Source organism: Leisingera sp. CC-HEC093 (assembly GCF_059429195.1).
The window spans coordinates 3,320,596-3,341,713 of record NZ_JCAIJR010000001.1; the positions used below are offsets into that span (position 1 = coordinate 3,320,596).

At 62.9% G+C, this 21,118-nt stretch carries 24 protein-coding genes and 1 tRNA gene; 14 read left to right on the top strand and 11 right to left on the bottom strand.

The features are described from left to right. Nucleotides 1-35: 35 nt before the first annotated feature. Nucleotides 36-374, bottom strand: a complete 339-nt coding sequence (locus tag AC5STB_RS16275; RefSeq protein ID WP_008554830.1) for a P-II family nitrogen regulator — start codon at nt 372-374, stop codon at nt 36-38. 169 nt (nt 375-543) lie between these two features. Here AC5STB_RS16275 and AC5STB_RS16280 point away from each other — a divergent pair, with 169 nt between their 5' ends. Continuing rightward, entirely contained in the window at nt 544-2,139 is a 1,596-nt protein-coding gene (locus AC5STB_RS16280) for an NAD(P)H-hydrate dehydratase (protein ID WP_495443844.1), read from the top strand. 3 nt (nt 2,140-2,142) lie between these two features. On the opposite strand, the gene AC5STB_RS16285 is transcribed toward AC5STB_RS16280, so the two are convergent. Further along, nucleotides 2,143-2,670: a Hint domain-containing protein gene (locus tag AC5STB_RS16285; RefSeq protein WP_495443845.1), complete on the bottom strand. Its 528-nt coding sequence runs from the start codon at nt 2,668-2,670 to the stop codon at nt 2,143-2,145. 220 nt (nt 2,671-2,890) lie between these two features. On the opposite strand from AC5STB_RS16285, the gene AC5STB_RS16290 reads away from it, so the two are divergent. From AC5STB_RS16290 to tig, 4 genes are all read left to right on the top strand, one after another. Further along, nucleotides 2,891-2,975 (top strand) — tRNA-Leu (locus AC5STB_RS16290). 193 nt (nt 2,976-3,168) lie between these two features. Further along, the gene (locus AC5STB_RS16295; RefSeq protein WP_495443846.1) at nt 3,169-4,293 is read left to right on the top strand and encodes a porin; all 1,125 of its coding nucleotides are present in this window, start codon (nt 3,169-3,171) and stop codon (nt 4,291-4,293) included. A 344-nt stretch (nt 4,294-4,637) separates the two neighbouring features. Next, nucleotides 4,638-5,756: a porin gene (locus tag AC5STB_RS16300; protein ID WP_495443847.1), complete on the top strand. Its 1,119-nt coding sequence runs from the start codon at nt 4,638-4,640 to the stop codon at nt 5,754-5,756. A 198-nt stretch (nt 5,757-5,954) separates the two neighbouring features. Continuing rightward, nucleotides 5,955-7,286: a trigger factor gene (gene tig / locus AC5STB_RS16305; protein WP_495443848.1), complete on the top strand. Its 1,332-nt coding sequence runs from the start codon at nt 5,955-5,957 to the stop codon at nt 7,284-7,286. A gap of 69 nt (nt 7,287-7,355) precedes the next feature. Here tig and AC5STB_RS16310 read toward each other — a convergent pair whose 3' ends face one another. The 6 genes from AC5STB_RS16310 to rpsF form a co-directional block, all read right to left on the bottom strand. Beyond that, on the bottom strand, nt 7,356-7,814 hold the full coding sequence (locus tag AC5STB_RS16310) for a YqfO family protein (protein WP_495443849.1): 459 nt from the start codon (nt 7,812-7,814) through the stop codon (nt 7,356-7,358). A gap of 213 nt (nt 7,815-8,027) precedes the next feature. After that, the gene (locus AC5STB_RS16315; RefSeq protein WP_495443850.1) at nt 8,028-8,513 is read right to left on the bottom strand and encodes a transglycosylase SLT domain-containing protein; all 486 of its coding nucleotides are present in this window, start codon (nt 8,511-8,513) and stop codon (nt 8,028-8,030) included. Between the two features lie 431 nt (nt 8,514-8,944). Beyond that, complete coding sequence (locus AC5STB_RS16320) at nt 8,945-9,136, bottom strand: hypothetical protein (RefSeq protein ID WP_495443851.1); 192 nt, start codon at nt 9,134-9,136, stop codon at nt 8,945-8,947. Nucleotides 9,137-9,316: 180 nt separating this feature from the next. Then, complete coding sequence (rplI, locus tag AC5STB_RS16325; RefSeq protein ID WP_495443852.1) at nt 9,317-9,928, bottom strand: 50S ribosomal protein L9; 612 nt, start codon at nt 9,926-9,928, stop codon at nt 9,317-9,319. Nucleotides 9,929-9,940: 12 nt separating this feature from the next. Then, complete coding sequence (rpsR, locus tag AC5STB_RS16330) at nt 9,941-10,168, bottom strand: 30S ribosomal protein S18 (protein ID WP_005982441.1); 228 nt, start codon at nt 10,166-10,168, stop codon at nt 9,941-9,943. A gap of 28 nt (nt 10,169-10,196) precedes the next feature. After that, nucleotides 10,197-10,550, bottom strand: a complete 354-nt coding sequence (gene rpsF, locus AC5STB_RS16335) for a 30S ribosomal protein S6 (protein WP_019295532.1) — start codon at nt 10,548-10,550, stop codon at nt 10,197-10,199. A 302-nt stretch (nt 10,551-10,852) separates the two neighbouring features. Here rpsF and AC5STB_RS16340 point away from each other — a divergent pair, with 302 nt between their 5' ends. From AC5STB_RS16340 to AC5STB_RS16355, 4 genes are all read left to right on the top strand, one after another. After that, nucleotides 10,853-11,386: a hypothetical protein gene (locus tag AC5STB_RS16340; RefSeq protein WP_495443853.1), complete on the top strand. Its 534-nt coding sequence runs from the start codon at nt 10,853-10,855 to the stop codon at nt 11,384-11,386. 156 nt (nt 11,387-11,542) lie between these two features. Beyond that, complete coding sequence (locus AC5STB_RS16345) at nt 11,543-12,121, top strand: YceI family protein (RefSeq protein ID WP_495443854.1); 579 nt, start codon at nt 11,543-11,545, stop codon at nt 12,119-12,121. 176 nt (nt 12,122-12,297) lie between these two features. Then, on the top strand, nt 12,298-12,618 hold the full coding sequence (locus AC5STB_RS16350) for a hypothetical protein (RefSeq protein WP_495443855.1): 321 nt from the start codon (nt 12,298-12,300) through the stop codon (nt 12,616-12,618). 117 nt (nt 12,619-12,735) lie between these two features. Then, complete coding sequence (locus AC5STB_RS16355; RefSeq protein WP_495443856.1) at nt 12,736-13,233, top strand: GNAT family N-acetyltransferase; 498 nt, start codon at nt 12,736-12,738, stop codon at nt 13,231-13,233. 124 nt (nt 13,234-13,357) lie between these two features. On the opposite strand, the gene AC5STB_RS16360 is transcribed toward AC5STB_RS16355, so the two are convergent. Next, nucleotides 13,358-14,611, bottom strand: coding sequence for a cytochrome b/b6 domain-containing protein (locus tag AC5STB_RS16360; protein ID WP_495443857.1), 1,254 nt, complete (start codon nt 14,609-14,611; stop codon nt 13,358-13,360). 177 nt (nt 14,612-14,788) lie between these two features. On the opposite strand from AC5STB_RS16360, the gene fabD reads away from it, so the two are divergent. The 5 genes from fabD to AC5STB_RS16385 all read left to right on the top strand — a co-directional run bounded on the left by fabD (nt 14,789) and on the right by AC5STB_RS16385 (nt 18,734). Next, the gene (fabD, locus tag AC5STB_RS16365; RefSeq protein WP_495443858.1) at nt 14,789-15,721 is read left to right on the top strand and encodes an ACP S-malonyltransferase; all 933 of its coding nucleotides are present in this window, start codon (nt 14,789-14,791) and stop codon (nt 15,719-15,721) included. Nucleotides 15,722-15,724: 3 nt separating this feature from the next. Then, nucleotides 15,725-16,315, top strand: a complete 591-nt coding sequence (locus tag AC5STB_RS16370) for a COG3904 family protein (protein ID WP_495443859.1) — start codon at nt 15,725-15,727, stop codon at nt 16,313-16,315. 21 nt (nt 16,316-16,336) lie between these two features. Next, on the top strand, nt 16,337-17,074 hold the full coding sequence (gene fabG, locus AC5STB_RS16375) for a 3-oxoacyl-ACP reductase FabG (RefSeq protein ID WP_495443860.1): 738 nt from the start codon (nt 16,337-16,339) through the stop codon (nt 17,072-17,074). A gap of 417 nt (nt 17,075-17,491) precedes the next feature. Next, nucleotides 17,492-17,725, top strand: a complete 234-nt coding sequence (locus AC5STB_RS16380; protein ID WP_005982462.1) for an acyl carrier protein — start codon at nt 17,492-17,494, stop codon at nt 17,723-17,725. A 265-nt stretch (nt 17,726-17,990) separates the two neighbouring features. After that, a complete protein-coding gene (locus AC5STB_RS16385; protein WP_495443861.1) occupies nt 17,991-18,734 on the top strand; it encodes a 1-(5-phosphoribosyl)-5-[(5-phosphoribosylamino)methylideneamino]imidazole-4-carboxamide isomerase in 744 nt (247 codons plus the stop codon). Nucleotides 18,735-18,855: 121 nt separating this feature from the next. On the opposite strand, the gene AC5STB_RS16390 is transcribed toward AC5STB_RS16385, so the two are convergent. Next, entirely contained in the window at nt 18,856-19,665 is an 810-nt protein-coding gene (locus AC5STB_RS16390; protein ID WP_495443862.1) for a PilZ domain-containing protein, read from the bottom strand. Between the two features lie 473 nt (nt 19,666-20,138). Continuing rightward, complete coding sequence (locus AC5STB_RS16395; RefSeq protein ID WP_495443863.1) at nt 20,139-21,011, bottom strand: PilZ domain-containing protein; 873 nt, start codon at nt 21,009-21,011, stop codon at nt 20,139-20,141. Between the last annotated feature and the right edge of the window lie 107 nt (nt 21,012-21,118).

Consider the following 21,118-nt stretch of genomic DNA (forward strand, 5'->3'; position numbering starts at 1 on the left):
CTTCTGATTTAGATGTCAGGATGTTTGTTGAATTCTTACAGCGCGTCCGGGCCGGTCTCGCCGGTACGGATGCGGATCGCTTGCTCGACGGGCGAGACAAAGATCTTGCCATCGCCGATCTTGTCGGTCTTGGCGGCATCGACGATGGCCTCGATCGCCTGGTCGACCTGATCGTCGTCCAGCACAACCTCGACCTTCACCTTGGGCAGGAAGTCGACCACATATTCGGCGCCGCGGTAAAGCTCGGTGTGGCCCTTCTGGCGGCCGAAGCCCTTGACCTCGATGACAGAAAGACCCTGCACACCGACGTCCTGCAACGCTTCCTTCACCTCATCCAGTTTAAAAGGCTTGATGATGGCTTCGATCTTTTTCATGCCTGGGCTCCTCGCAAGCTTGTTGGGGGTGTCATTTCACTTCTAAATGAACCCAGCAATGCAGGAGGCTGCGGCTGCGGCAATAGTGGGCAGGATTTGAACACGTGTGCCTAAAAATTAAGCGCTGCGCCTGCAAATTGCGCAGAATTGAATCGGGGAAGGGCAAAACATGACCGAACTGCTGACCGCAGCCCAGATGCGGGCGATTGAGCAGGCTGCCATCGAGTCCGGTGAAGTGACCGGGTTGGAGCTGATGGAACGGGCCGGGCAGGGGGTGGTCGAGGCCATCTTCGAGGAGTGGCCGGAACTGGCGGGGCCTGTTGAGAGCGGGCGAGGGGCCAGCCCCTCGCGCTCCCCGGAGTATTTGGGGAAAGATGAAACGGCGCGCCGTGCAGTGGTCCTGTGCGGGCCGGGCAACAACGGCGGTGACGGTTTTGTGGTGGCGCGGTTGTTGAAAGAGCGCGGCTGGGAGGTGGGGGTGTTCCTTTACGGCGATCCTGACAAGCTGCCACCGGATGCGAAGGCGAATTATGAGCGGTGGCGGGAATTGGGACAAACAAAGCCACTGTCAGACGCACCGAAATTTTCGCATGAAGCCGATCTGTATGTTGATGCTTTGTTTGGAACAGGATTGAAACGGGGCTTAACTGGCGAGGCCCTTGATTGGGCTGCGAGCCGTGTTTCGGATGCTGGTGCCGCGGAAAAAACAGTCTCGATTGATGTCCCGTCAGGACTATGCGCGGACAGTGGCCGTGAACTGTGCGTAGGAGCCGAGACTGTGCTTGCTGCATTGACAGTTAGTTTTCATGCACTCAAGCAAGGGCATCATTTGGGATGGGGGCCTTTCAAATGCGGAAAGACAGTGGTGAAGAGCATAGGACTTTCTCACACTGGAATTGATGCTGCCAAGTTGCTGACTAAGCCTGCAGCGGTGCTTGGCAGGCCAACTCAAGGCCACAAATACTCCCACGGCCACGCCCTCATCCTCTCCGGCGGCCACGGCAAGACCGGCGCGGCGCGTCTTGCCGCCCGCGGAGCGCTGCGGATCGGAGCGGGGCTGGTCACTGTCGGCTCTCCCCGTTCGGCAATGTTTGAAAACGCCGCCAACCTGACCGCTATCATGCTGCGCCAGATCGACGGCGCGCACGGGCTGGCGGAACTGCTGGAAGACGACCGTCTCAGCGCGCTCTGCCTCGGCCCCGGCATGGGCCGCGGCGCGGACACGCAGGCGATGGTATTTGCGGCGCTGAAGGAACAGCGGCCAACCGTTCTGGATGCCGATGCGCTGACACGGTTTGAACTGAAGCCCGAGGCGCTGTTTGAGGCCTTGCACGAAAATTGCGTGATCACCCCGCATGGCGGTGAATTTGCCAGGCTGTTCCCGGACCTCGCGGAGAAACTCAACGCGCCCGCGGCCACAGGCCCCGCCTATTCCAAGGTGGACGCCACCCGCGAGGCCGCCAAGCGCGCGGGCTGCGTGGTGCTGTTCAAGGGGCCGGATACGGTGATCGCCGCGCCGGACGGGCGCTGCTCTGTCAACTCAGCCCATTACAAGCGGTCTGCGCCCTGGCTGGCAACCGCGGGGTCGGGCGACGTGCTGGCAGGCTTCATCACCGGGCTGATGGCGCGCGGGTTCGCCCCGATGCAGGCGGCGGAAACCGCGGCCTATATCCATGTGGAATGCGCGCTGGAATTCGGCCCCGGCCTGATTGCCGAGGATCTGCCGGAGCAGATCCCCGCGGTATTCCGCAAGCTGGGCCTCTAAAGGTCAGGCCGCCGGGCGCAGGTCTTCCTGCGGTGCGGCAGCTGCAGCCAGTTCCAAACCGCCTGCATAGATCACATGCGGGCGGGAAAACTCCAGCACCGTCAGGTCCATCATCTGCAGCCCAAGGTCGCGGATAAACTCGCCATCCACCAACTCATAGGCCGGCACCACGGCCTGCGGCTGGCCGAACAGGGCCTTGGCACGCCAGTCGCGCACCAGGATGCGCTGATCCCAGGGCACAACCAGATCGCCGTCCGCGCGCGTATCACCCAGTGAACCCGCGGTAAAACACACCGCCTGCAGCATTGCGCGGCGGGTCCGAACAGCCTCCACTTGCGCCATCCCTTGGGTGCGGGTGATCAGGCTGTCGCCGGATTTGATTTCCTCAGCCGCGCGTTCGCCCTCGCGGGTCAGCACGCTGGTGCCGCGCAATAGACTGATGTTCTGGTTGCCTTGAAACAGGCGCCGGGGCTGTGCCTGGCCGCGCATAGCCATTTGCGCGCGCAGGGCCGCATTTCCAAACGGTTTCATAGTTTTGCTCGCTTTGTCTGCCTCAGACTTTTTTGCCAAACTACGGCACAAGGGGATTCCAGGCCCAGCCTTTTTGCGCGAAAAGCCGCTTATTGTTGCGATATTCCGGACGGATTGTTGCCGTTTTGCACAGCGGCTTCCGGTGCACGATTTCCCCTCGCATCCCCCGCCAAGCTTTGCTATTGAGCGCGTCACACGATGGGCAAGCCTGTCGTGTCGTGCGGGTGTGGCGGAATTGGTAGACGCACCAGATTTAGGTTCTGGCGCCGCAAGGCGTGGGGGTTCAAGTCCCTTCACCCGCACCACTCACAAGCAGCTTTCATCCAGTGGCTTCACCGCCTGATCGCGGCGCTGCCGGCGGCGCTTGGCCGGCTTTACCCTGGCATCTGATAGTTTTTCCGCTTTGGCCATGCCTGTGCTATAATCTGCCGTCGGCCTGCGGCCATCCGCGGCCAACGGCCGGCCCAAGTGTTTATCAGTGTATTGTGAATGAGGGGGATGGCCGTGAAACGTCTTCTGAAAACAACCACGGCGGCGGGGACTGCACTGTGCGTCCTGGCGCTTCCGGCTCTGGCTGAGCTGAAATACGAAAACAACTCCGGCGGCTATGTTGAAATCTATGGCCAGCTCAACCCCGCCATCATCTCAGTCGACGATGGCGAGCAAACCGAAACAAACCTGCTCGACAATGACCTGTCCCGCTCCCGGATCGGTTTGCGGCTGATGCAGCCGATCGGCGCCAATACCTTCGGCTTCCGGTTCGAGACCGGGCTGGGCTTTCCGAACTCGACCGAGGTCAACCAGTTCGGCTCCGACTACAGCGGCTGGACCCGGGCGGACCTGCGCCACGTGGATTTCTGGCTGGAAGGCAGCTGGGGCAAACTGTCTGCAGGGCAGGGCAGCATGGTGGCGGACGGCGCGGCTGAGACCGACCTGTCCTACGTCGGCACCGCGCTTTACTCTTATACCGTTGATTCGAATGCGGGCTTTCTGATCCGCGACACCGCAGGCGTGCTCAGCGGGCCGGCGCTGGTTGCCGCCTTTGACAACCTCGACGGCTCCCGCCGCGGCCGGATCCGCTACGACACACCGGATTACAATGGCTTTTCCGCCGGCATCGCTTGGGGCAAGAACGTGCTGTCGTCGTCGGATGATGCCGATTACTATGACCTGGGCGTGTCTTACGGGCAGGACTTCGGCGCTGCCGATTTCGCCGCTTCCCTGGCCTATCAGGTGCGCGAGGACGGCGGCGATGAACGGTCCGACGTGATCGGCTCTGCCTCGGTGCTGCTGGACAGCGGCATCAGCTTCACCGTTGCCGGCGGCACCCGCGACAATGACGCGGCAGGGGCCAGCGACCCCAGCTACTACTACGCCAAGATCGGGTATGAGAACGAATGGCTGCCCTGGGGCAAGACCGGCTTCGGCGTGCATTACTACGACGGCGAGGATTTCAACGTCACCGGTTCCAGCACCAAGGGCTGGGGCGTCGGTCTGGCCCAGAAGGTCGACCGCATCAACACCGACATCTACCTGACATACCAGGAATATGAATATGAGGACGCAGCGGCCTCATACCAGGACCTGACGACATGGGTGCTGGGCGCGCGCTGGAAATTCTGACGCGCGGAAAAACTATGGCAAGACAGAACGCTCCGGCCTGCCGGAGCGTTTTTTCTGGCGGGCAGTGCCAGTCTCCGAACCGGTAAGCCGGGCTGAAGTCCGGCCAGGGTTGCGCCGCCTGCATATCTGCTTTGCGCCGGGCGGGGCGCAAACGTAATCGTCTTCACATCACCCGATCCGCGGCAGCGCTAGGTTGCAGGAGATTTTTTGCCACGAGCAGATTTTCAAAATTGCCGCAACGGTCATCTGACCCGGAATTCACGTCACGCGCCCGGAGGCTCCCTCGGCTCCGGCGCCGGCCTGTGCCGGGCAGTGTCCGCAAGCGGCGGAACAGGAGACAGGACATGAAAACCAAATTTGCAGCCCGCGCCGGCGCAGCCTCCCTCGCAGCCGCACTCGCGGCCCCGGCTTTTGCAGGCCCCACCTATACCAACGACACCGGCGGCAGCTTCCGCTGGTACGGCCAGTTCAACCCCGCTTACCAGTCCTTTGACGACGGCGAGGAAGACTTCAACCGGCTGGTCGACAACGAGGCGTCGAATTCGCGCATCGGCTTTGAGCTGGAGCAGGCCTATGGCGAAAACACTCTGCGGTTCCGCTTTGAAACCGCATTCGGCTTCCGCGGATCGGACGGGGTCAGCCAGCTGTCCACCGGCGACAACCTGAGCTGGGACCGCACCAACATCCGCCACGTCGATTTCCAGTTCGACACCGCGCGTTACGGCCGTTTTTCGGCCGGTCAGGGCTCGATGGCAACTGACGGCATCACCGGCGCGGATTTCTCCGGCACCGGCCTTGGCGCGTCCAACTCGGTTGCCGATTCCGCGGGCGGCTATGCCTTCCGCACCGGCGCGGGCACGCTCAGCAGCGTCGATATCGGCGACGCCTTCACCGATCTGGACGGCAGCCGCCTGGGCCGCGTCCGCTACGATTCGCCAGAGCTTGCGGGTTTCACTCTGTCGACCTCCTGGGGCACCGATGTGCTGAAGGACGCCAACGACCGCGAAAGCTATGACGTGGCCGTGCGTTGGGCCAACGACGATGCCGCCGGGTTCGCCATCGACACTGGTATCGGCGCCTCTTGGACCGAAGAAACCGGCGAGGAAGACGCCCGCGACATTTCCGGCTCCTTTGCGGTGCTGCACAAGGCCACTGGCCTGTCGCTGAACGTTGCCGCAGGCGAGCGCGACATTGCAGGCAGCTACGCCTACGCCAAGCTGGGCTACTCGGCGGATCTGATCTCTGCCGGCTCGACCTCCTTCTCGGTCGACTACTATGACGGCTCTGACATGGTGACCAATGGCGACAGTGCCGAATCCTGGGGCATCGCTGCAGTCCAGAAGATCGACGCCTACAACGTCGAAACCTACCTGGCCTACCGCGACTACTCCTACGATGACAGCAGCGCCACCACCTACCAGGACGCCAATGTGATCCTGGCCGGCGCCCGCTGGAAGTTCTGACGTCTCTCCCCTCGGACACAGAACAGGAAACACGCCCCTTTGCGGGCGTGTTTTTTTGCGTTTGCAGGCCGGGAATTCCGCAGGATTGCACAGCAAACCGGCAATGCCCCTTGCGCCGGGGCTCCGGGGGAAATAGAAGACCGCAAATTGTCTGGGGGCACCTCTGCGCAGGGGCCCCGAATCTCTATGGGGAATAGGATGCAGGTCACCGAGACGCTGAACGAAGGTCTGAAACGCGGCTACGCCATCACCGTCACCGCCGCCGAGCTGGACGAGAAGGTCAACGAAAAGCTGGTCGAAGCCCAGCCGGAAGTCGAAATGAAAGGTTTCCGCAAGGGCAAGGTGCCGATGGCACTGCTGAAAAAGCAGTTCGGCCAGCGCCTGATAGGCGAAGCGATGCAGGAATCCATCGACGGCGCCATGAACAAGCATTTCGAGGACAGCGGCGACCGTCCGGCGCTGCAGCCCGACGTCAAGATGACCAACGAAGACTGGAAAGAAGGCGACGACGTCAACGTCGAGATGTCCTATGAGGCACTGCCGGAAATCCCCGAAGTCGATTTTTCCGGCGTTGAGCTGGAAAAGCTGGTTGTGAAGGCGGAAGACGAAGCTGTCACCGAGGCGCTGAACAACCTGGCCGAAACCGCCAAGGAATTCGAAGCCCGCGAAGACGGCGCTGCAGCGGAAGACGGCGACCAGGTCGTGATCGACTTTGTCGGCAAGATCGACGGCGAAGCTTTCGATGGCGGCGCAGGCGACGACTACCCGCTGACCCTGGGCTCCAACTCCTTCATCCCCGGCTTCGAAGAGCAGCTGGTCGGCACCAAGGCCGGTGAAGAAAAAGACGTGACCGTGTCCTTCCCGGAAGAATACGGCGCAGAGCACCTGGCCGGCAAAGAGGCCGTGTTCTCCTGCACCGTCAAAGAAGTCAAAGCCCCGAAAGCGGCTGAGATCGATGACGAGCTGGCCAAGAAATTCGGCGCCGACGACCTGGACGCGCTGAAGGCCCAGATCACCGAGCGCCTGGAAGCCGAATACGCCGGCGCTGCCCGCGCGGTGATGAAGCGTGCGCTGCTGGACAAGCTGGACACCCTGGTCTCCTTCGACCTGCCGCCGTCGCTGGTCGACGCTGAGGCCAAGCAGATCGCGCACCAGCTGTGGCACGAGGAAAACCCTGAGGTTCAGGGCCACGATCACGGCGAGATCGAAACCACCGAAGAGCACACCAAACTGGCTGAGCGCCGCGTCCGTCTGGGCCTGCTGCTGGCTGAGCTGGGCCAGAAAGCCGAGGTCGAAGTGACCGACGCCGAAATGACCCAGGCGATCATGGCGCAAGCCCGCCAGTACCCGGGCCAGGAACGCCAGTTCTTCGAGTTCATCCAGCAGAACGCCCAGATGCAGCAGCAGCTGCGCGCGCCGATCTTCGAAGACAAGGTTGTCGACCACATCGTCGAACAAGCCAAAGTCACCGAGAAAGAGATCTCCAAGGACGAGCTGCAGAAAGCCGTTGAGGAACTGGAAGAGGAGTAATCTCCCTTCCTTCTATGATCTACGGAAAGGCCGCCCGGATGGGCGGCCTTTTTCGTTGGAGGTTTCCTGTCAGCTCTGACTGTCCTGCCGGTGTTCTTCCGGCACCCAGTTTTCGGGCTCGCGGTTCCAGAACCTGTTGGGATTGTCTTCATCCATGCCCCGGATATGCAGCGTCCGGGTGCAAGGCGTCACAAAGATCACCGGCTCCTCGTAAGGGTGTGACGCGTAGATGCTCTTAAGAACCTGCACGGTTTGTTGGCCATCGCAGGACAGAAAGAATGACAGCTCCGCACAGGGCACCTCGACAGCAGTGCCGGTCGCTGCGTTCCGTCCGCTCCCCAGGGACCGGAAGCTTTGAACACCTGTTGCTGTCTGGAAGCTGACACGGTCGTAATCTCCGTAAGTCAGCGGGACCACAGTCAGAACCGCATCAGCGATCCTTTTTGCGTGGGGTTCCGGCACTTGGACGGTGATCCGCAGGCCATCTTCGGGAATGAACCTGTCGTTGTCGAGGCGAGGCTGCATCATGGGGCTCTCCAGTTGCTTTCTGTCTGGATAGCCCGCGCAGGCAAGGACGCGGGAAATAACGGTTCGCTGCGGGGCGAAGCGTTTGGCCTTGCAGGAACGCGGTGCCAGGTCAGAAAACAGGTGCTCCCGCCCGTCCTTGGTGCCGTCCTGCGGACGTCCCTGCGTCCCGTTGGGCCGGGCAGCGCCCCTGCGGGGCGCTGCGGCCGGGGAGGTTCAGCCGCCCGACGGCGCCTGCCGCAGGCCGGTTTCAACCAGCATGCCGCGGCGCTTGGCCTCGTGGTAATAGCCGCGCGAGTAGTGTTTGACGGCCATATCCTGGCTGCCATCGGCCAGAAGCCAGGCACCGCGCAGGTATTTCACGGAAAATTGCAGGTTGGTATTGGCATCCAGAAGATCCCGGGGTTGTCCTTTGAACCCCATCGACCGCGCTGTTGCGGGAAGGATCTGCAGCAGCCCGTAATAAGGGCGGTTCACCGCCCAGGGCCGGTGGGTGCTTTCGCGCACTGCCAGCCGGTGCACCAGGCTGCGCGGGACGTCGTAGTGATCCGCCCAATAGTTGATCTTCCGGCGCAGTTCCGGTGTCTCATTCGGGTAGAGCGGCGGGGCCGCCCGGGTCACCTCCGGCGGGGAGGCGGTGCTGGCGCAGGCAGACAGCGCTGCGGCAGCTATAAATAAGATCAGAGTGGTCCGGCGCGTCATGCGGCCTCCGAAAGCGGTTTCTCACAACCGGCAGATTAGCCGGATCGCCGGCGGCTGCAACGGCACCCGTGCCGCAGCGTTCCGAAGCGGCGGGGAACCGCCATTCCCTGCGGCGGGTTCTGCCGGTTCCGCGGTGGCCCGCAGGCCGCGCTCCAGGTGCATCAAACTTTAATGATTAGAGGTTTGTTAAATATGGCGGGCCACTACATATTGGTGTTGCGCATTGAGGCAGAACAACCCTCAGGGCAGTTTGCCCCTCACGCCTGTGGGGCAGCTGACCATGTCGGGCAGAAGGGGCCGCGGCTGTTTCCCAAATTTCGCGGTCCCTATAACCACCGGCAGCGGCCTCCGCGCGCAAAGTTGCGCCGAGGGTGCAAAACCGGCTTGCAGTCCGCCGTGCCGCTCCCCGTGCCGCAGCGGCCGGTGCGGGCTCAGACCGGTTTGCGGTCTGCCGCTGATGCCGCCTGAAACAGGCTTTCCCCCGGCGCAATCAGCCCCCTCGGAACCAGCTCCGAAATGGTCTCCGCACGCGCGGCGCAGCCGGCCGGCCCGCCGCTGCGCAGCAGCCGGAACAACAGCCGCCGCCGCAGCGCCAGCTCTTCACTTTCCAATGCGTCCTGCATGGCGCATCCCCCTTTCTCACTCCACTCACGGAGTATTCTGGCCGAATGCGGCAAACAGATGGTTATTCCGGGGCGGGGGATTTGCGTGCAATTTGCCTCGGTTCTTCGCTAGTGGCGGACAGAATGAAAAAGGCCGCCCCAAAGGACGGCCTTTTCCGTGTCTCACTGTCCCGAACGGGGTCAGTTGGTTTCTTCGCCAGCGTCGTCAGCAACCGGTGCGTCGTCGTCGTCAGACGCGGCAGAGCCGATGTCGTCGAACAGCTCGGAAATCTCGAACTCAGCAGCGGCTTCCTCTTCGGCGGCCAGCTCTTGGATCGATTTGCCCGATGCCTGCAGCTCGGCTTCTTCTGCCGAACGTGCGACGTTCAGTTCGATGTTGGCTTCGACTTCCGGGTGCAGTTTCACGGAGACCGAGTGCAGGCCGAGGTCCTTGATCGGAGCGATCAGGGCGACCTGTTTCTTGTCGACCGAGAAACCGGCTTCGGTGGCTGCGTCAGCCGCGTCGCGCGGAGTGACCGAGCCGTACAGCGCGCCCGCATCCGAAGCGGAGCGAATCACGATGAACTGCTGGCCGTCCAGCTTCTCTGCCAGAGCCTCGGCTTCTTTCTTGGTCTCCAGGTTGCGCGCTTCCAGCTGCGCTTTCTGGGCTTCGAAGGAAGCGATGTTGGCGTCAGAGGCGGTTTTTGCCTTGCCCTGCGGCAGCAGGAAGTTGCGGGCAAACCCGGGCTTCACGTCAACGACGTCGCCCATCTGGCCCAGCTTTGCAACGCGCTCAAGAAGGATAACTTGCATCTGCTTATCTCCTTACTTCACGGCGTAGGGCAGCAGGGCGAGGAAGCGGGCGCGCTTGATAGCACGGGCCAGCTCACGCTGCTTCTTTGCCGAAACGGCGGTGATGCGCGAAGGCACGATCTTGCCGCGCTCAGAGATGTAGCGCTGCAGCAGACGGGTGTCTTTGTAGTCGATCTTCGGCGCATTATCACCCGAGAACGGGCAAACCTTGCGGCGGCGGAAAAACGGTTTGGCTGCCATGATTTAGCGTCCTTTTCTCAAGCGTTGATCAGCGGCGTTCACGGCGGTCGCCGCGTTCGTCGCGCTTCTGCATCTGGACCGAAGGGCCCTCGGCGTGCTCGTCGACCTTGATGGTCAGGACGCGCATCACGTCATCATGCAGACGCATCAGGCGCTCCATTTCCTGAACGGCGGCCGACGGTGCGTCGGTCTTCAGGAAGGCATAGTGGCCCTTGCGGTTCTTGTTGATCTTGTAGGCCATGGTCTTGACGCCCCAGTACTCCTGCTCGACCAGCTTGCCGCCGTTGTCGGACAGAACAGCACCGAAATGTTCGATGAGGCCTTCAGCTTGCGAGTTGGACAGGTCCTGACGCGCAATCATGACATGCTCATAGAGTGGCATGCGAACTCCTGTTTGTGTCTAGGCGCATTTCATAGACGGGGCATGTCACACTTCCGCTGCCCGGTCACGAGAGGCTGCGCGGATCGAAGAAGTCGCGGAAGCAGGGCCTCCTATACAGGCTGCGGCCGAAAGAGCAAGGCAAAAGGGCATCGCAGCAGGCCCCGGACCCCCGCCGCGGCAAAACCGCATGCATGCCCCAATCCTGCCGCAATGCCGGTCTTCACTTATTAATGAAGCCTTAACGCGGACGGTCGCCGCGGGCCGCAAAGTCGGCAAGGGCAGCTTGGGAAGGGAGCAGAGCAATGGCAGTGACAGATCAAATTCCGCCGCAGGCCGGCAGAGCTTTTGCAGCGGACGCCTTGGGCAGCCTGGCGGGGCAGATGCCGTTGCGCCTGCGGCTGCAGGCCAACTGGCGGGTGCGGGTTGTCATGGTGCGCTTGCTCGGCGCGGCGATGGTCCTCGGTTCGGTCGGGCTGTGGCTGGTGCAGGGGGCGGGCGCGGATCCGGAAATGAACCTGATCCGGATCGGCGTGTCGATCGCCTTTCTGCTGACCGGGCTGGTGCTGCTGACCGCCCATCACCCCGAGGGCAGCCCCGAAGCCTGTTTCGACCCGGTGCGCCGCGAGCTGCGCCTGCTGAAGCGGGACGCCCAGGGCCGCCCGCGCACTGTCCTGCGCCGCAGCTACGGCAGCCTCGGCGGGGTGCGGCTGACTGCTTCTTCGGTGCAGATGTACGAAGGCGACGGCAGCCTGCTGATCGAACTGCCGCTGGGCTCCGCCGCCCTGCGCAGCCAGCTGCGCGACCAGCTCAGCGGCGCGGTGCGGATCCTGACGTAACACGCGTTCACATTCCCGCGAGACCGGACCCGGCTGCCCGCAGCCGGGTTTTGTGTTCGCGCACTCACAGATAATGTTGGTTTTTGCGGCCTTCCCTTCGGGAAAGAAATCGCCACATCTGTTGCCATGTAAATTCTTCAATTCGGAGCCTTTGAAATGAAAAATACCCTGCTTGCCGCCGCCTTGGCCGCTGCCGCTGCAACCGGCGCCGCCGCCGCACCGGAAAAATATGTTCTGGACGCAAGCCACAGCCAGATTCTGTTCGATTACAATCACCTGGGCTATTCGACCACCTACGGGCTGTTCGCCGGCTTCGAAGGCGAGATCATGTTCGACCAGGAAGACCCGGCAGCCTCCAGCGTGTCGGTGTCGATGCCGCTCAGCAGCATGTTCACCGGCTGGCAGGCCCGGTTCGACCACTTCATGACCAAGGATTTCTTTGACGCTACCGAGGATGAAACCATCAGCTTCACCTCCACCGGCATTGAGGTGACCGGCGACAACACTGCCAAGATCACCGGCGATCTGACTCTGAACGGCGTGACCAAATCCGTGGTGCTGGACGCCAAACTGAACCAGGCGGGCGAGCACCCGATGGCCAAGAAACCCTGGGCCGGCTTTGACGCCACCACCCAGATCCTGCGCACCGACTACAACCTGGGCCAGTTCGCGCCTTTCGTCAGCGACGAGGTCAACATCAAGATCTCGGTCGAGGCGATGAAGGCCGACAGCTGATCCCTCAGCTGCGTCCGACCGGATTTCCAGCCGCCGGCTCCCTCAGGGGCCGGCGGTTTTCTTTTGTCTGCAGGGCACTGGGCCTCCCCGAACCGTGAGAGGAGTTCATTGGCCTTTTGGCTGCCGATGGCACAGGCTGAAGACGGCCCCAAAGGCCACCTCGAAAAGGAGGCACCATGTTCCGTTTCGGCTCTCTCACAGCAGCCTGCGCGGCATTGGCCCTCGCAGCCAATCTGGCGTTCACCGCGCCAGCCGCCGCGCATGACAGAGGCAGCAATGCCGCTGGCGCCCTTGCCGGGCTGATTGCCCTGGGTATCATCGCCAAAAGCCTGGACGACAGAAAGCACCGCCACCGCGGCTATAGCCACGACTATTATCCGCGCACCTATTACAAGCCCTACGGCGGGCGTCATCATGTCAAACGGCACCGGCATCACTACCGGGGCATCCACCGCCACCGCTCCCGTCACGGCGGATACTACCGGCACAGCCACTAGTCTTCCGCTCTGGTTGAGGGCGGTTTGAAAACACAAGCCTGGCATGTTGAACGCAGGTTGGAAACTGTGCAAGAAACCTGGCGGGGCACCGGCCGCCCCTAAAAGCAGGAGAACGCAGTGGCACAGAAAACGGCCCTGAAGGGCAGTATCCGCTACCGGCGGTCGCGCCGCGGGGACGCACAGGCAGTCTTTGATCTTGTCGGCGCATCGGTCAGCCGTCTGGCACCTGATCCCTACCCGCAAGAGGTGGTGGACAGCTGGATGGCGGGACGGGTTCCTGCAGATTACTTTGCGGATTGCGCCAGCGGCGAAATTTGGATCGCTGAGGCCGCCCGGACGCCGGTGGGGTTCGCCCATGGCGTGCCGGGGGAAATCAAGCGCCTGTTCGTTGCCGCCGGATACACCGGCCTGGGCGCCGGGGCCGGGCTGATGCAGCGCGCACTCGATGACGCGCTGACAGCGGGCTCAGGGCATGTGCGCATCGAAGCAACTCTCAATGCGGTGCCCTTTTATGGAAAATGGGGATTTGCCGAAACCGGCCGCAGTGTGTTTTCCGGCCGGGATGCTTCGCTGCCGGACATCGGCGTTGTGATCCTGGAGAAAATGTTCGGATAGCCTGATGCCGGTGCCGCGGAACGGCAAAGCGCCGCGCGTTAGCGCGGCGCCGGGCCCAAGGCTGCCAGGGGGCGCCGGCGCAGCCGGTGCATCCTCAGGCGCGGGAGGGCGTGAACACCCCGGATCACTCCTCCCGTTTTGCTTCCAGCTCCACGGAAACATCCACGGCAAACGCCAGCGAGCTTTCGTCCGGCAGGCTTTTGCCAACCCCGAAATCCAGCCGGTTCAGCGTCAGCCCGCCGGTCATCTTCGCGGTCTCCCCGTCCAACTCCAGGTCAAAGGGCAGGGTGGCTGGCACCGTCTCCCCCTTGATGGTCAGCGTGCCCGCTGCCTGATAGCCCTCGGCCAGCTTCTCAATCTCCGCCTTGAACTGCGCGGTGGGGAAGTTGGCGCTGTCAAAGTAATCCGCGCCCATCGCCTGGCTCGCGACTGAGCCCAGCTCCAGCGAGGGGATTGCAATGGTCACTTCCACATCGCCGGCCGGGCCGGGTGCCGCCGGCTCCTCAAAGTTGATCACCGCCGTCCACTCGCCAAAGCTGCCATTGATCACGCTGCCCATCTGGGTGACGGAAATCCCCAGTGTGCCGGACTGCACCGCCCAGCCGCCCGTAGTCTCCGGGGCAGCGGCCACAACCGGGGCAACGGTGCCTTCTGCGGCGTGATCGTGGCTGTGGTCATGGCCGCCAAGGATGCCCAGCGCCGCACCGCCGCCCAGCACGCCGCCCCAGACCGCCATGGCGGCCAGCAGCGGCACCAGGCTGTGCGCCTGGGCGGGCGGCTTGGGCAGGGCTCCGCGGCCCGGCAGCATCCGCCGCAGGGTGGCGTCGCGGTCGATCATATGGTGTTTCAGCGCGCCGGCAATATGCAGCCCCAGCGCCGCCGCCAGCGTCCACACCAGCAGCCAGTGCAGGCCGCCAAACAGCCCGGCCACCGCCTCCGATTTCGGCACAAACGGCAGGCTCTGCCCGAACGGCCACCAGATCGGCGCAAAGCCGGTGGTTGCCGCATGATGAATCCAGCCCGACAGCGGAACCGCCACCAGCGAGCCGTACAAGAGCCAATGCACCATCTCCGCCGCCAGCGCCTCCGCCTTGCGGTCCGGGTGCAGCAGGCCGGGCTTCGGCTGGCTCAGCGCCCACAGGATGCGCAACAGCGCGGTAAAGAACACCGCCACCCCGATGGTCTTGTGCAAGGAGAACAGCAGCGTCGCCCGCTCTATCACCGCTTGGCTGCCGTCAAACCCGGGGCTCTGGATCTCATGCGCCAGTTCATTGGCAATAAAGCCCAGCGGAAAGGCGGAAAAGATCAGCAGCGCGGTCAGCCAGTGAAAGCCCTTTGCGACGCTGCCATAGGATGAAAAAGTGTTTGAGCGGGACATGGGGTGCGGTTCCTGGTCAAAATCCGGTTCCCCATAACCTAACCGCGCCTGTTCCGGTTGCAACGCTCGAGTGCTGTCAGCAGATGCACAGGTTTCGTGCGCAGATCGCAGCTTTGCTTGTACGTTAGGGAAAGGGCGGGTACATCAGGCAAAACGCTAAAACGGACGAGGTCATCAATGACGATCGCATTTGTGTTCCCCGGGCAAGGCGCCCAGACCATCGGCATGGGCAAGGCACTGGCTGAGGCCTATCCGGCCGCCAAGGCCATCTTTGACGAGGTGGATGATGCGCTTGGGGAAAGCCTGAGCCAGCTGATCTGGGAGGGCGACATCGAAACCCTGACCCTGACCCAGAACGCCCAGCCCGCGCTGATGGCCACCTCCATGGCCGCCATGCGCGCGCTGGAGGCCGAAGACGTCACCATTGATAAGGCCTCCTTCGTCGCAGGCCACAGCCTGGGTGAATACTCTGCACTGGCCGCCGCCGGCGCCATTTCAGTTGCTGATACCGCCCGCCTGCTGCGCACCCGCGGCCTCGCAATGCAAAGCGCGGTGCCGGTGGGTGAGGGCGCCATGGCTGCGATCCTTGGCCTTGACCTCGACACCGTGCGCGCGGTGGCTGAAGAAGCCGCCCAGGGCGACGTCTGTCAGGCCGCCAATGACAACGACCCCACCCAGGTGGTGGTTTCCGGCGCCAAGGCGGCCGTGGAACGCGCCGCTGAGATCGCCAAGGAAAAGGGCGCCAAGCGCGCGGTGATGCTGCCGGTCTCCGCCCCCTTCCACTGCGCCCTGATGCAGCCCGCGGCGGACGCCATGGCCGAGGCGCTGGCAGGCGTGGATATCAAATCGCCCGCAGTGCCGCTGATTGCCAACGTGCGCGCCGATGCCGTCACCAGCCCGGACGAAATCCGCCAGCTGCTGGTCGAGCAGGTGACCGGCTCCGTGCGCTGGCGCGAAAGCGTGCAGGCCATGGCCGCCAAGGGCGTCACAGAGTTCTGGGAGATCGGCGCAGGCAAGGCGCTGTCGGGCATGATCCGCAAGATCGACCGCTCGCTGGCCTGCCGCCAGATCGGCACCCCCGAGGACGCCAAGGCCGCGACCGGGGAATAACCCATGCGGAAACGGTTCTCGTTTCTGGCGTCCGGCCCCGTTCTGGCCGCAGTCCTGACAGGCTGCGGGCTTGCCGCGAACCTGGTGGAGACCACCAGCTTCGAGATGCAGGGGCAGGATGTTCTGGTCAGCGGGACCCTGAACGCGCGGTCGCTGGACCAGTTCCGCGCGTTCATTGCCGGCCACCCCGAGGCCCGGCGCCTGGTTTTGCTGCACATGCCGGGCTCCATCGACAGCGAGATCAATCTCCGTCTCGGGCACATGGTGCGCGATCTGGGCCTCGATACCCATGTCACCGCCGCCAGCGAGATTTCCTCCGGTGCGGTCGACATCTTCCTGGCCGGCACCGAACGCACGATGGAGCCGGGCGCCTTTCTGGGGGTGCACGCCTGGGAAGGGGAGAACCCGGCCGGGGCCTACCCGCCCGGCCACCCGGTGCATGCGCCCTATGTGGCCTACACTGCCCGGATGCTGGGCAGCGCCGATTTCTACTGGTTCACGATCCAGGCCGCACCGGCCAGCGGACTGCACCAAATGACCGAGGCCGAGATAAATCGCTACGGTCTTCTGACAAAACCGGTCCTGCGGGACTAAGAAGCCAAGAGGGCAAGAAACATGTTTGATCTTACTGGAAAGAATGCGCTGGTCACCGGCGCCTCTGGCGGCATCGGCGGCGATATCGCCCGGGCGCTGCACGCCGCCGGCGCCACCGTGGCGCTGTCCGGCACCCGCGAGGAGCCGCTCAAGACGCTGGCCGCGGAACTGGGCGAGCGCGCCCATGTGCTGCCCTGCAACCTCTCGGACGCCGAAGCGGTTGAGGCGCTGCCGAAACAGGCGGCAGAGGCGATGGGCTCCGTCGATATCCTGATCAACAACGCAGGCATCACCCGCGACAACCTGTTCATGCGCATGAAGGACGAGGAATGGGATTCCGTTCTGAACGTCAACCTCACCTCCACCATGCGCCTGTGCCGCGGGGTTCTGCGCGGCATGATGAAGGCGCGCTGGGGCCGCATCATCAACATCTCTTCTGTCGTGGGCGCCACCGGCAACCCGGGCCAAGGCAACTACGCCGCCTCCAAGGCCGGCATGATCGGCATGTCCAAATCGCTGGCCTATGAGGTCGCCAACCGCGGCATCACCGTCAACGCCGTGGCGCCGGGCTTCATCGCCACCGCCATGACCGACAAGCTGAACGACAGCCAGAAAGACGCGATCCTGACCCAGATCCCGGCCGGCCGCATGGGGGATTCGAAGGAAATCGCCTCTGCCGTGCTGTATCTGGCCAGCCAGGAAGCGGGCTATGTCACCGGCACCACCCTGCATGTGAATGGCGGCATGGCGATGATCTGAGCGCACTGCAGCGCCGCATTTTGGAAAGCCCCGCAGCCAATCTGCGGGGCTTTTTGGTCCGCGCACTCTGGTGAAGGGGCGGTAGCCCATGCCAACTTGCACCGCCAAACGGTTGAAAACGGGCGAAAAAGCAAAAAAGATGCGGTGCAGGCCTTGCAACCACTTGATTACAAGGCCATCTGCACGCTTCATAGCCGCCACAGGCAAGCCGCGCTGCCGCTTGATGACCGCGCGAAACCGTTTGCCTTGGCTGCGGTCTATGCTATAGGCGGCCCATATCCGCTGGTATTTCCTAATGGAAACGCCGCACTTTCCCCGCCTGCCGGGGATGACACCGCCCGCTCCGGGCAAAAACCACGCCGCCCGATCGGGCTAGGGCAGAACCGGGCAGAGTGCCCTGAAAAACGAGGAAGAGACATGAGCGACGTCGCAGATCGCGTTAAAAAGATCGTTGTTGAGCACCTGGGTGTTGAAGAGGACAAGGTCACCGAAAACGCCTCCTTCATCGACGATCTGGGCGCAGACAGCCTGGACACCGTGGAACTGGTGATGGCGTTTGAAGAAGAGTTCGGCATCGAGATCCCGGACGACGCAGCCGAAACCATCCAGACCTTCGGCGACGCGGTCAAGTTTATCTCCGAAGCGTCCTAAGCCACGCTTCCGGATGACCGGATCAAACGGCGTCTTCCCAACGGGGAAGGCGCCGTTTTCTTTTGCCGCAAGCCGTGCCGGATGCGGCTCTGATTCCCCGCGCGTTGTGCGCCAGGCCGCATCGCAAAGGTCTTTCCGTTTGCGCTATCAAAGATGTCTGCGAAACGCGCCGCAATTGTTCCATAAATGGTCATGAAACGGCGTATCGCGCGGAAAAATCCGTGCTAACCTGACCGCAAGAGGCGATACAGAGGAGTCTGGCACCATGATCATCTACCCCACGATGGAAATTCTGAACGGCCGTTGCGTAACCCTCGAAAAAGGCCGCCTGGAAGAGCCGCAGATCTGGCATGTGGATCCGGTTGACACCGCCAAGGGCTTTGCCGCGGCGGGCGCAGAATGGATGCATCTTACTGATTTTAACGCGCTTGAAGGCGACCATCGCAACGAGGAGCTGATCACCCAGATCATCCGCGGCGCCGGTATCCCGGTGCAGCTGGGCGGCGGCATGCGCTCACGCGAGCAGGTCGAGCACTGGATCGACAAGGGGGCAGGGCGCATTGTCATCGGCACCCTGGCGGCCCGCGATCCGGACCTGGTGCGCGAACTGGCCAAACGCCACCCCGACCAGATCGTGCTGGCGGTTGATATCTGGCAGGGCCAGGTGATGACCGAAGGCTGGCGCAATTCCGGCGCATTCACGCCCGAGGCCTATCTGGAGGCATTCGAGGGCACGCCCTTTGCCGGCATTATCATCACCGACATCGACGCCGACGTCGCCGATACTGAGGCGCAGATGGGGCTGATCTCGCATCTGGCCTCCCAGGTGAAGCTGCCGGTGATTGCCAGCGGCGTGGTGCGCAACAGTGATGACATCTCTCGGCTGAAATACATTCACAACATCTCCGGCGCTCTTGTCGGGCGTGCTTTGTTCCGCAAAACGCTGTCGGTGCAGGATGCTCTGGCAGTGGCGCGCCCGGAACCGGAACCCGTGGCGGAATTCCAGTAACAAACCGCCTGCGGGGGATTGCCCCCGCAGGCGCCCCTTGCACGGGTGATCCCAGGGCACGGATAGTTTCAGGCGGCAGACCGTCACGCGGCTTCTGCCGCGGCAGCGGTCAGTGCGGCAGTCAGGCCGGTTTCGCTGCCGCGGCTGCCGGCTGAACCGCGGTCTTGGGCGCCCATTTCAGAAGGCTGCGCATTTCGTCCTTGGTCAGCGGTTTGCTGAATTTCAGGCCGATGTAGTTACTGGTCTGCCAGGTCACCTGCGCGGCAATCTCCCCAATCTGCGGCAGCACGGCCCGCACTTCGCTCCGCATCGCTGTCAGCGGGGTGCCGCTGCGGTCCCAAATGCGCACTTTTGCGCCCAGCCGGCTGACATCGACCAGTTTGGCCGGCAGCCGGTAGGCGCCGCATTGCAGGGTGCAGGGCAGTGCGCAATGATACCGCCGCCGCCGTCTGCGGTGCCTGCGGGCCAGCCGCTCAGCCAGAAACGCGCCGGCGGCACCCAACAGCAATACCAGCAAGGAGCTGGCAATGGCAGTTTCCCGCGAAATCCCCTTGAGGCGGCCTATACCTGTTGCGGTGGCACCTCTCTGATTTTCCGGCGGAGCAAAATCGCAGGGCAGCGGAATGACGCGGCTGGAAAACTCATTCAGCAGCGCGGCCGCGCCCAGCCGTTCAGCGCTGGCATCCGCCTTGGACACGCCATGCAGGCGGTAGATTTCCAGCAGGCTTTTCTGTTGGGTAATCACCTTCATGGTAATCGGCTCAAACGCTTCCATCCCGCTGCGCCGCAGTCTGACGCGCAGGTCCACTGCCGGGTGATCCTGCAGCCAGTGCCGCAGTTCCCGGGCCTGGGCCGGGCCGGTGCCTGTTCTCAGAAACTCAAGGAAACCGCGCGCCTCGTGCTGCAGGAGCACAAGGTCCGATTGCAGCATGCAGGTTGCCCTGGAGGCTTCGGCCATTTCCGCGCCGGATAAAACGGCAGCTGGCGCCGCAAGCGCAGCTACGATCAAAGGCCAGTGTTTCATTCAGGAACTCGCTCAGGAACTCAGAAATTTGTCTCAGTCGATTGAATTCCTTACAATCTATCATAAGCTGAGTGCGCGCGTATTAACGCTACCTCAGAGAAGCGTTAATACGGCGCAAAAGCGTGACCGGCGGACGGGCGGCTTTTCCAGCCAGATGCGGTGGAATTGGAAAAGGCACAAAAAGAGCCGCCGAGGTAACCGGCAGCCGCCGCCGCTCCGCACCGCACCTGGCCTGCGGACAAAAAGGCAAGCGGGGCCAGTGCCGCGGGACGTATTCAATTGGATGTCAGCATCAGCGCAGCAAGCCCGCCAACAAGGGCAGGGGATTGCCGCAGGAGGCACGCGCCGCCGCGTACCGCAGCCGGGTTACAGACCGGCCGTTACGGCCCCAGCCGCACTTCCTCCCGCAGGCCGCCTTCTTCCATCGGGAAGGCCTCCAGCAGCCGGTGCAACTGCATGAAGTTGAACTCCTGAACGAACTGCACGCCGATGTAATCGGCTGTTGTCCAGCGCACCTGCGCGTCCACGGTATGGCCGCCAAAGGACAGCCGCACCCGCCCGGAGGTTTCGCAGGGCATGTCCGGGCGCACCTTAGCGCCGGCCCGGCTCATGTCAACCAGATGCCCCTGCACGGTCCGCGCCCCGGCCTGCAGCACGCAAGGAACCGCGCAGGGGTAACGTTTGGTGCGGCGGATTTTGCGGATGCCGATCCGGTCCAGGAAGTAGAGCACGCTGCCGCCCAGCACCAGAAACGATATCCAGGCAATCGCGGCATTGATGATCTGCTGGCGCTGGCGGGCATCATTGGCATTGATCGCCACCAGCTTGCTGCCATAGCCGTCTTCCTTGAACTGGTCGCAGGGCAGCGCCTCGACCATCGTGCCAAAGGCCGCTTGCAGGTCGAATATGCCCATGTGGCGGGCGCCTTCCAGCGCTGCCATGCGGCCCTGGCTGGCCAGTATCTGGAGCAGCATCGTGTTCTGCTGCATCAGCTTGAGGGTGCTGCCCTCGGCTGAATTGATGCCCACCGCCCGCATCCGCTGGCGCAGCGGCGCAGGCGGATTTACGCTGAGCCAGTGGTTCAGCTCCTGGATGCGATAGGCACCCTGGCCGCTGTTGAGATACGTCAGGAATCCTGACGAAGCCCGGTTCAGGTCCGAAAGATCCTGATGCACCGGACAGGTCGCGTCCGCGCGCGCGGGCAACAGGAAAATGGTCAGCAGAAGTGCAGCTGTCGGCAGCCATTTGCGCATGGCGGGGTCTTCCTTACATCTTTCCGGAAGCCATCTTGCCGTACAGAAGCGAATCTGAGGTTAACGCGAAAGCTTGCCGTTAAAGGTTTCTGCAAAAAGCTGCGGGC

Coding starts and splice junctions, on each gene's coding strand:
- AC5STB_RS16275 (WP_008554830.1), bottom strand. CDS start 374: ATGAAAAAGATCGAAGCCATCATCAAGCCTTTTAAACTGGATGAGGTG.
- AC5STB_RS16280 (WP_495443844.1), top strand. CDS start 544: ATGACCGAACTGCTGACCGCAGCCCAGATGCGGGCGATTGAGCAGGCT.
- AC5STB_RS16285 (WP_495443845.1), bottom strand. CDS start 2,670: ATGAAACCGTTTGGAAATGCGGCCCTGCGCGCGCAAATGGCTATGCGC.
- AC5STB_RS16295 (WP_495443846.1), top strand. CDS start 3,169: ATGGCCGTGAAACGTCTTCTGAAAACAACCACGGCGGCGGGGACTGCA.
- AC5STB_RS16300 (WP_495443847.1), top strand. CDS start 4,638: ATGAAAACCAAATTTGCAGCCCGCGCCGGCGCAGCCTCCCTCGCAGCC.
- tig (WP_495443848.1), top strand. CDS start 5,955: ATGCAGGTCACCGAGACGCTGAACGAAGGTCTGAAACGCGGCTACGCC.
- AC5STB_RS16310 (WP_495443849.1), bottom strand. CDS start 7,814: ATGATGCAGCCTCGCCTCGACAACGACAGGTTCATTCCCGAAGATGGC.
- AC5STB_RS16315 (WP_495443850.1), bottom strand. CDS start 8,513: ATGACGCGCCGGACCACTCTGATCTTATTTATAGCTGCCGCAGCGCTG.
- AC5STB_RS16320 (WP_495443851.1), bottom strand. CDS start 9,136: ATGCAGGACGCATTGGAAAGTGAAGAGCTGGCGCTGCGGCGGCGGCTG.
- rplI (WP_495443852.1), bottom strand. CDS start 9,928: ATGCAAGTTATCCTTCTTGAGCGCGTTGCAAAGCTGGGCCAGATGGGC.
- rpsR (WP_005982441.1), bottom strand. CDS start 10,168: ATGGCAGCCAAACCGTTTTTCCGCCGCCGCAAGGTTTGCCCGTTCTCG.
- rpsF (WP_019295532.1), bottom strand. CDS start 10,550: ATGCCACTCTATGAGCATGTCATGATTGCGCGTCAGGACCTGTCCAAC.
- AC5STB_RS16340 (WP_495443853.1), top strand. CDS start 10,853: ATGGCAGTGACAGATCAAATTCCGCCGCAGGCCGGCAGAGCTTTTGCA.
- AC5STB_RS16345 (WP_495443854.1), top strand. CDS start 11,543: ATGAAAAATACCCTGCTTGCCGCCGCCTTGGCCGCTGCCGCTGCAACC.
- AC5STB_RS16350 (WP_495443855.1), top strand. CDS start 12,298: ATGTTCCGTTTCGGCTCTCTCACAGCAGCCTGCGCGGCATTGGCCCTC.
- AC5STB_RS16360 (WP_495443857.1), bottom strand. CDS start 14,611: ATGTCCCGCTCAAACACTTTTTCATCCTATGGCAGCGTCGCAAAGGGC.
- fabD (WP_495443858.1), top strand. CDS start 14,789: ATGACGATCGCATTTGTGTTCCCCGGGCAAGGCGCCCAGACCATCGGC.
- AC5STB_RS16370 (WP_495443859.1), top strand. CDS start 15,725: ATGCGGAAACGGTTCTCGTTTCTGGCGTCCGGCCCCGTTCTGGCCGCA.
- fabG (WP_495443860.1), top strand. CDS start 16,337: ATGTTTGATCTTACTGGAAAGAATGCGCTGGTCACCGGCGCCTCTGGC.
- AC5STB_RS16380 (WP_005982462.1), top strand. CDS start 17,492: ATGAGCGACGTCGCAGATCGCGTTAAAAAGATCGTTGTTGAGCACCTG.
- AC5STB_RS16385 (WP_495443861.1), top strand. CDS start 17,991: ATGATCATCTACCCCACGATGGAAATTCTGAACGGCCGTTGCGTAACC.
- AC5STB_RS16390 (WP_495443862.1), bottom strand. CDS start 19,665: ATGCTGCAATCGGACCTTGTGCTCCTGCAGCACGAGGCGCGCGGTTTC.
- AC5STB_RS16395 (WP_495443863.1), bottom strand. CDS start 21,011: ATGCGCAAATGGCTGCCGACAGCTGCACTTCTGCTGACCATTTTCCTG.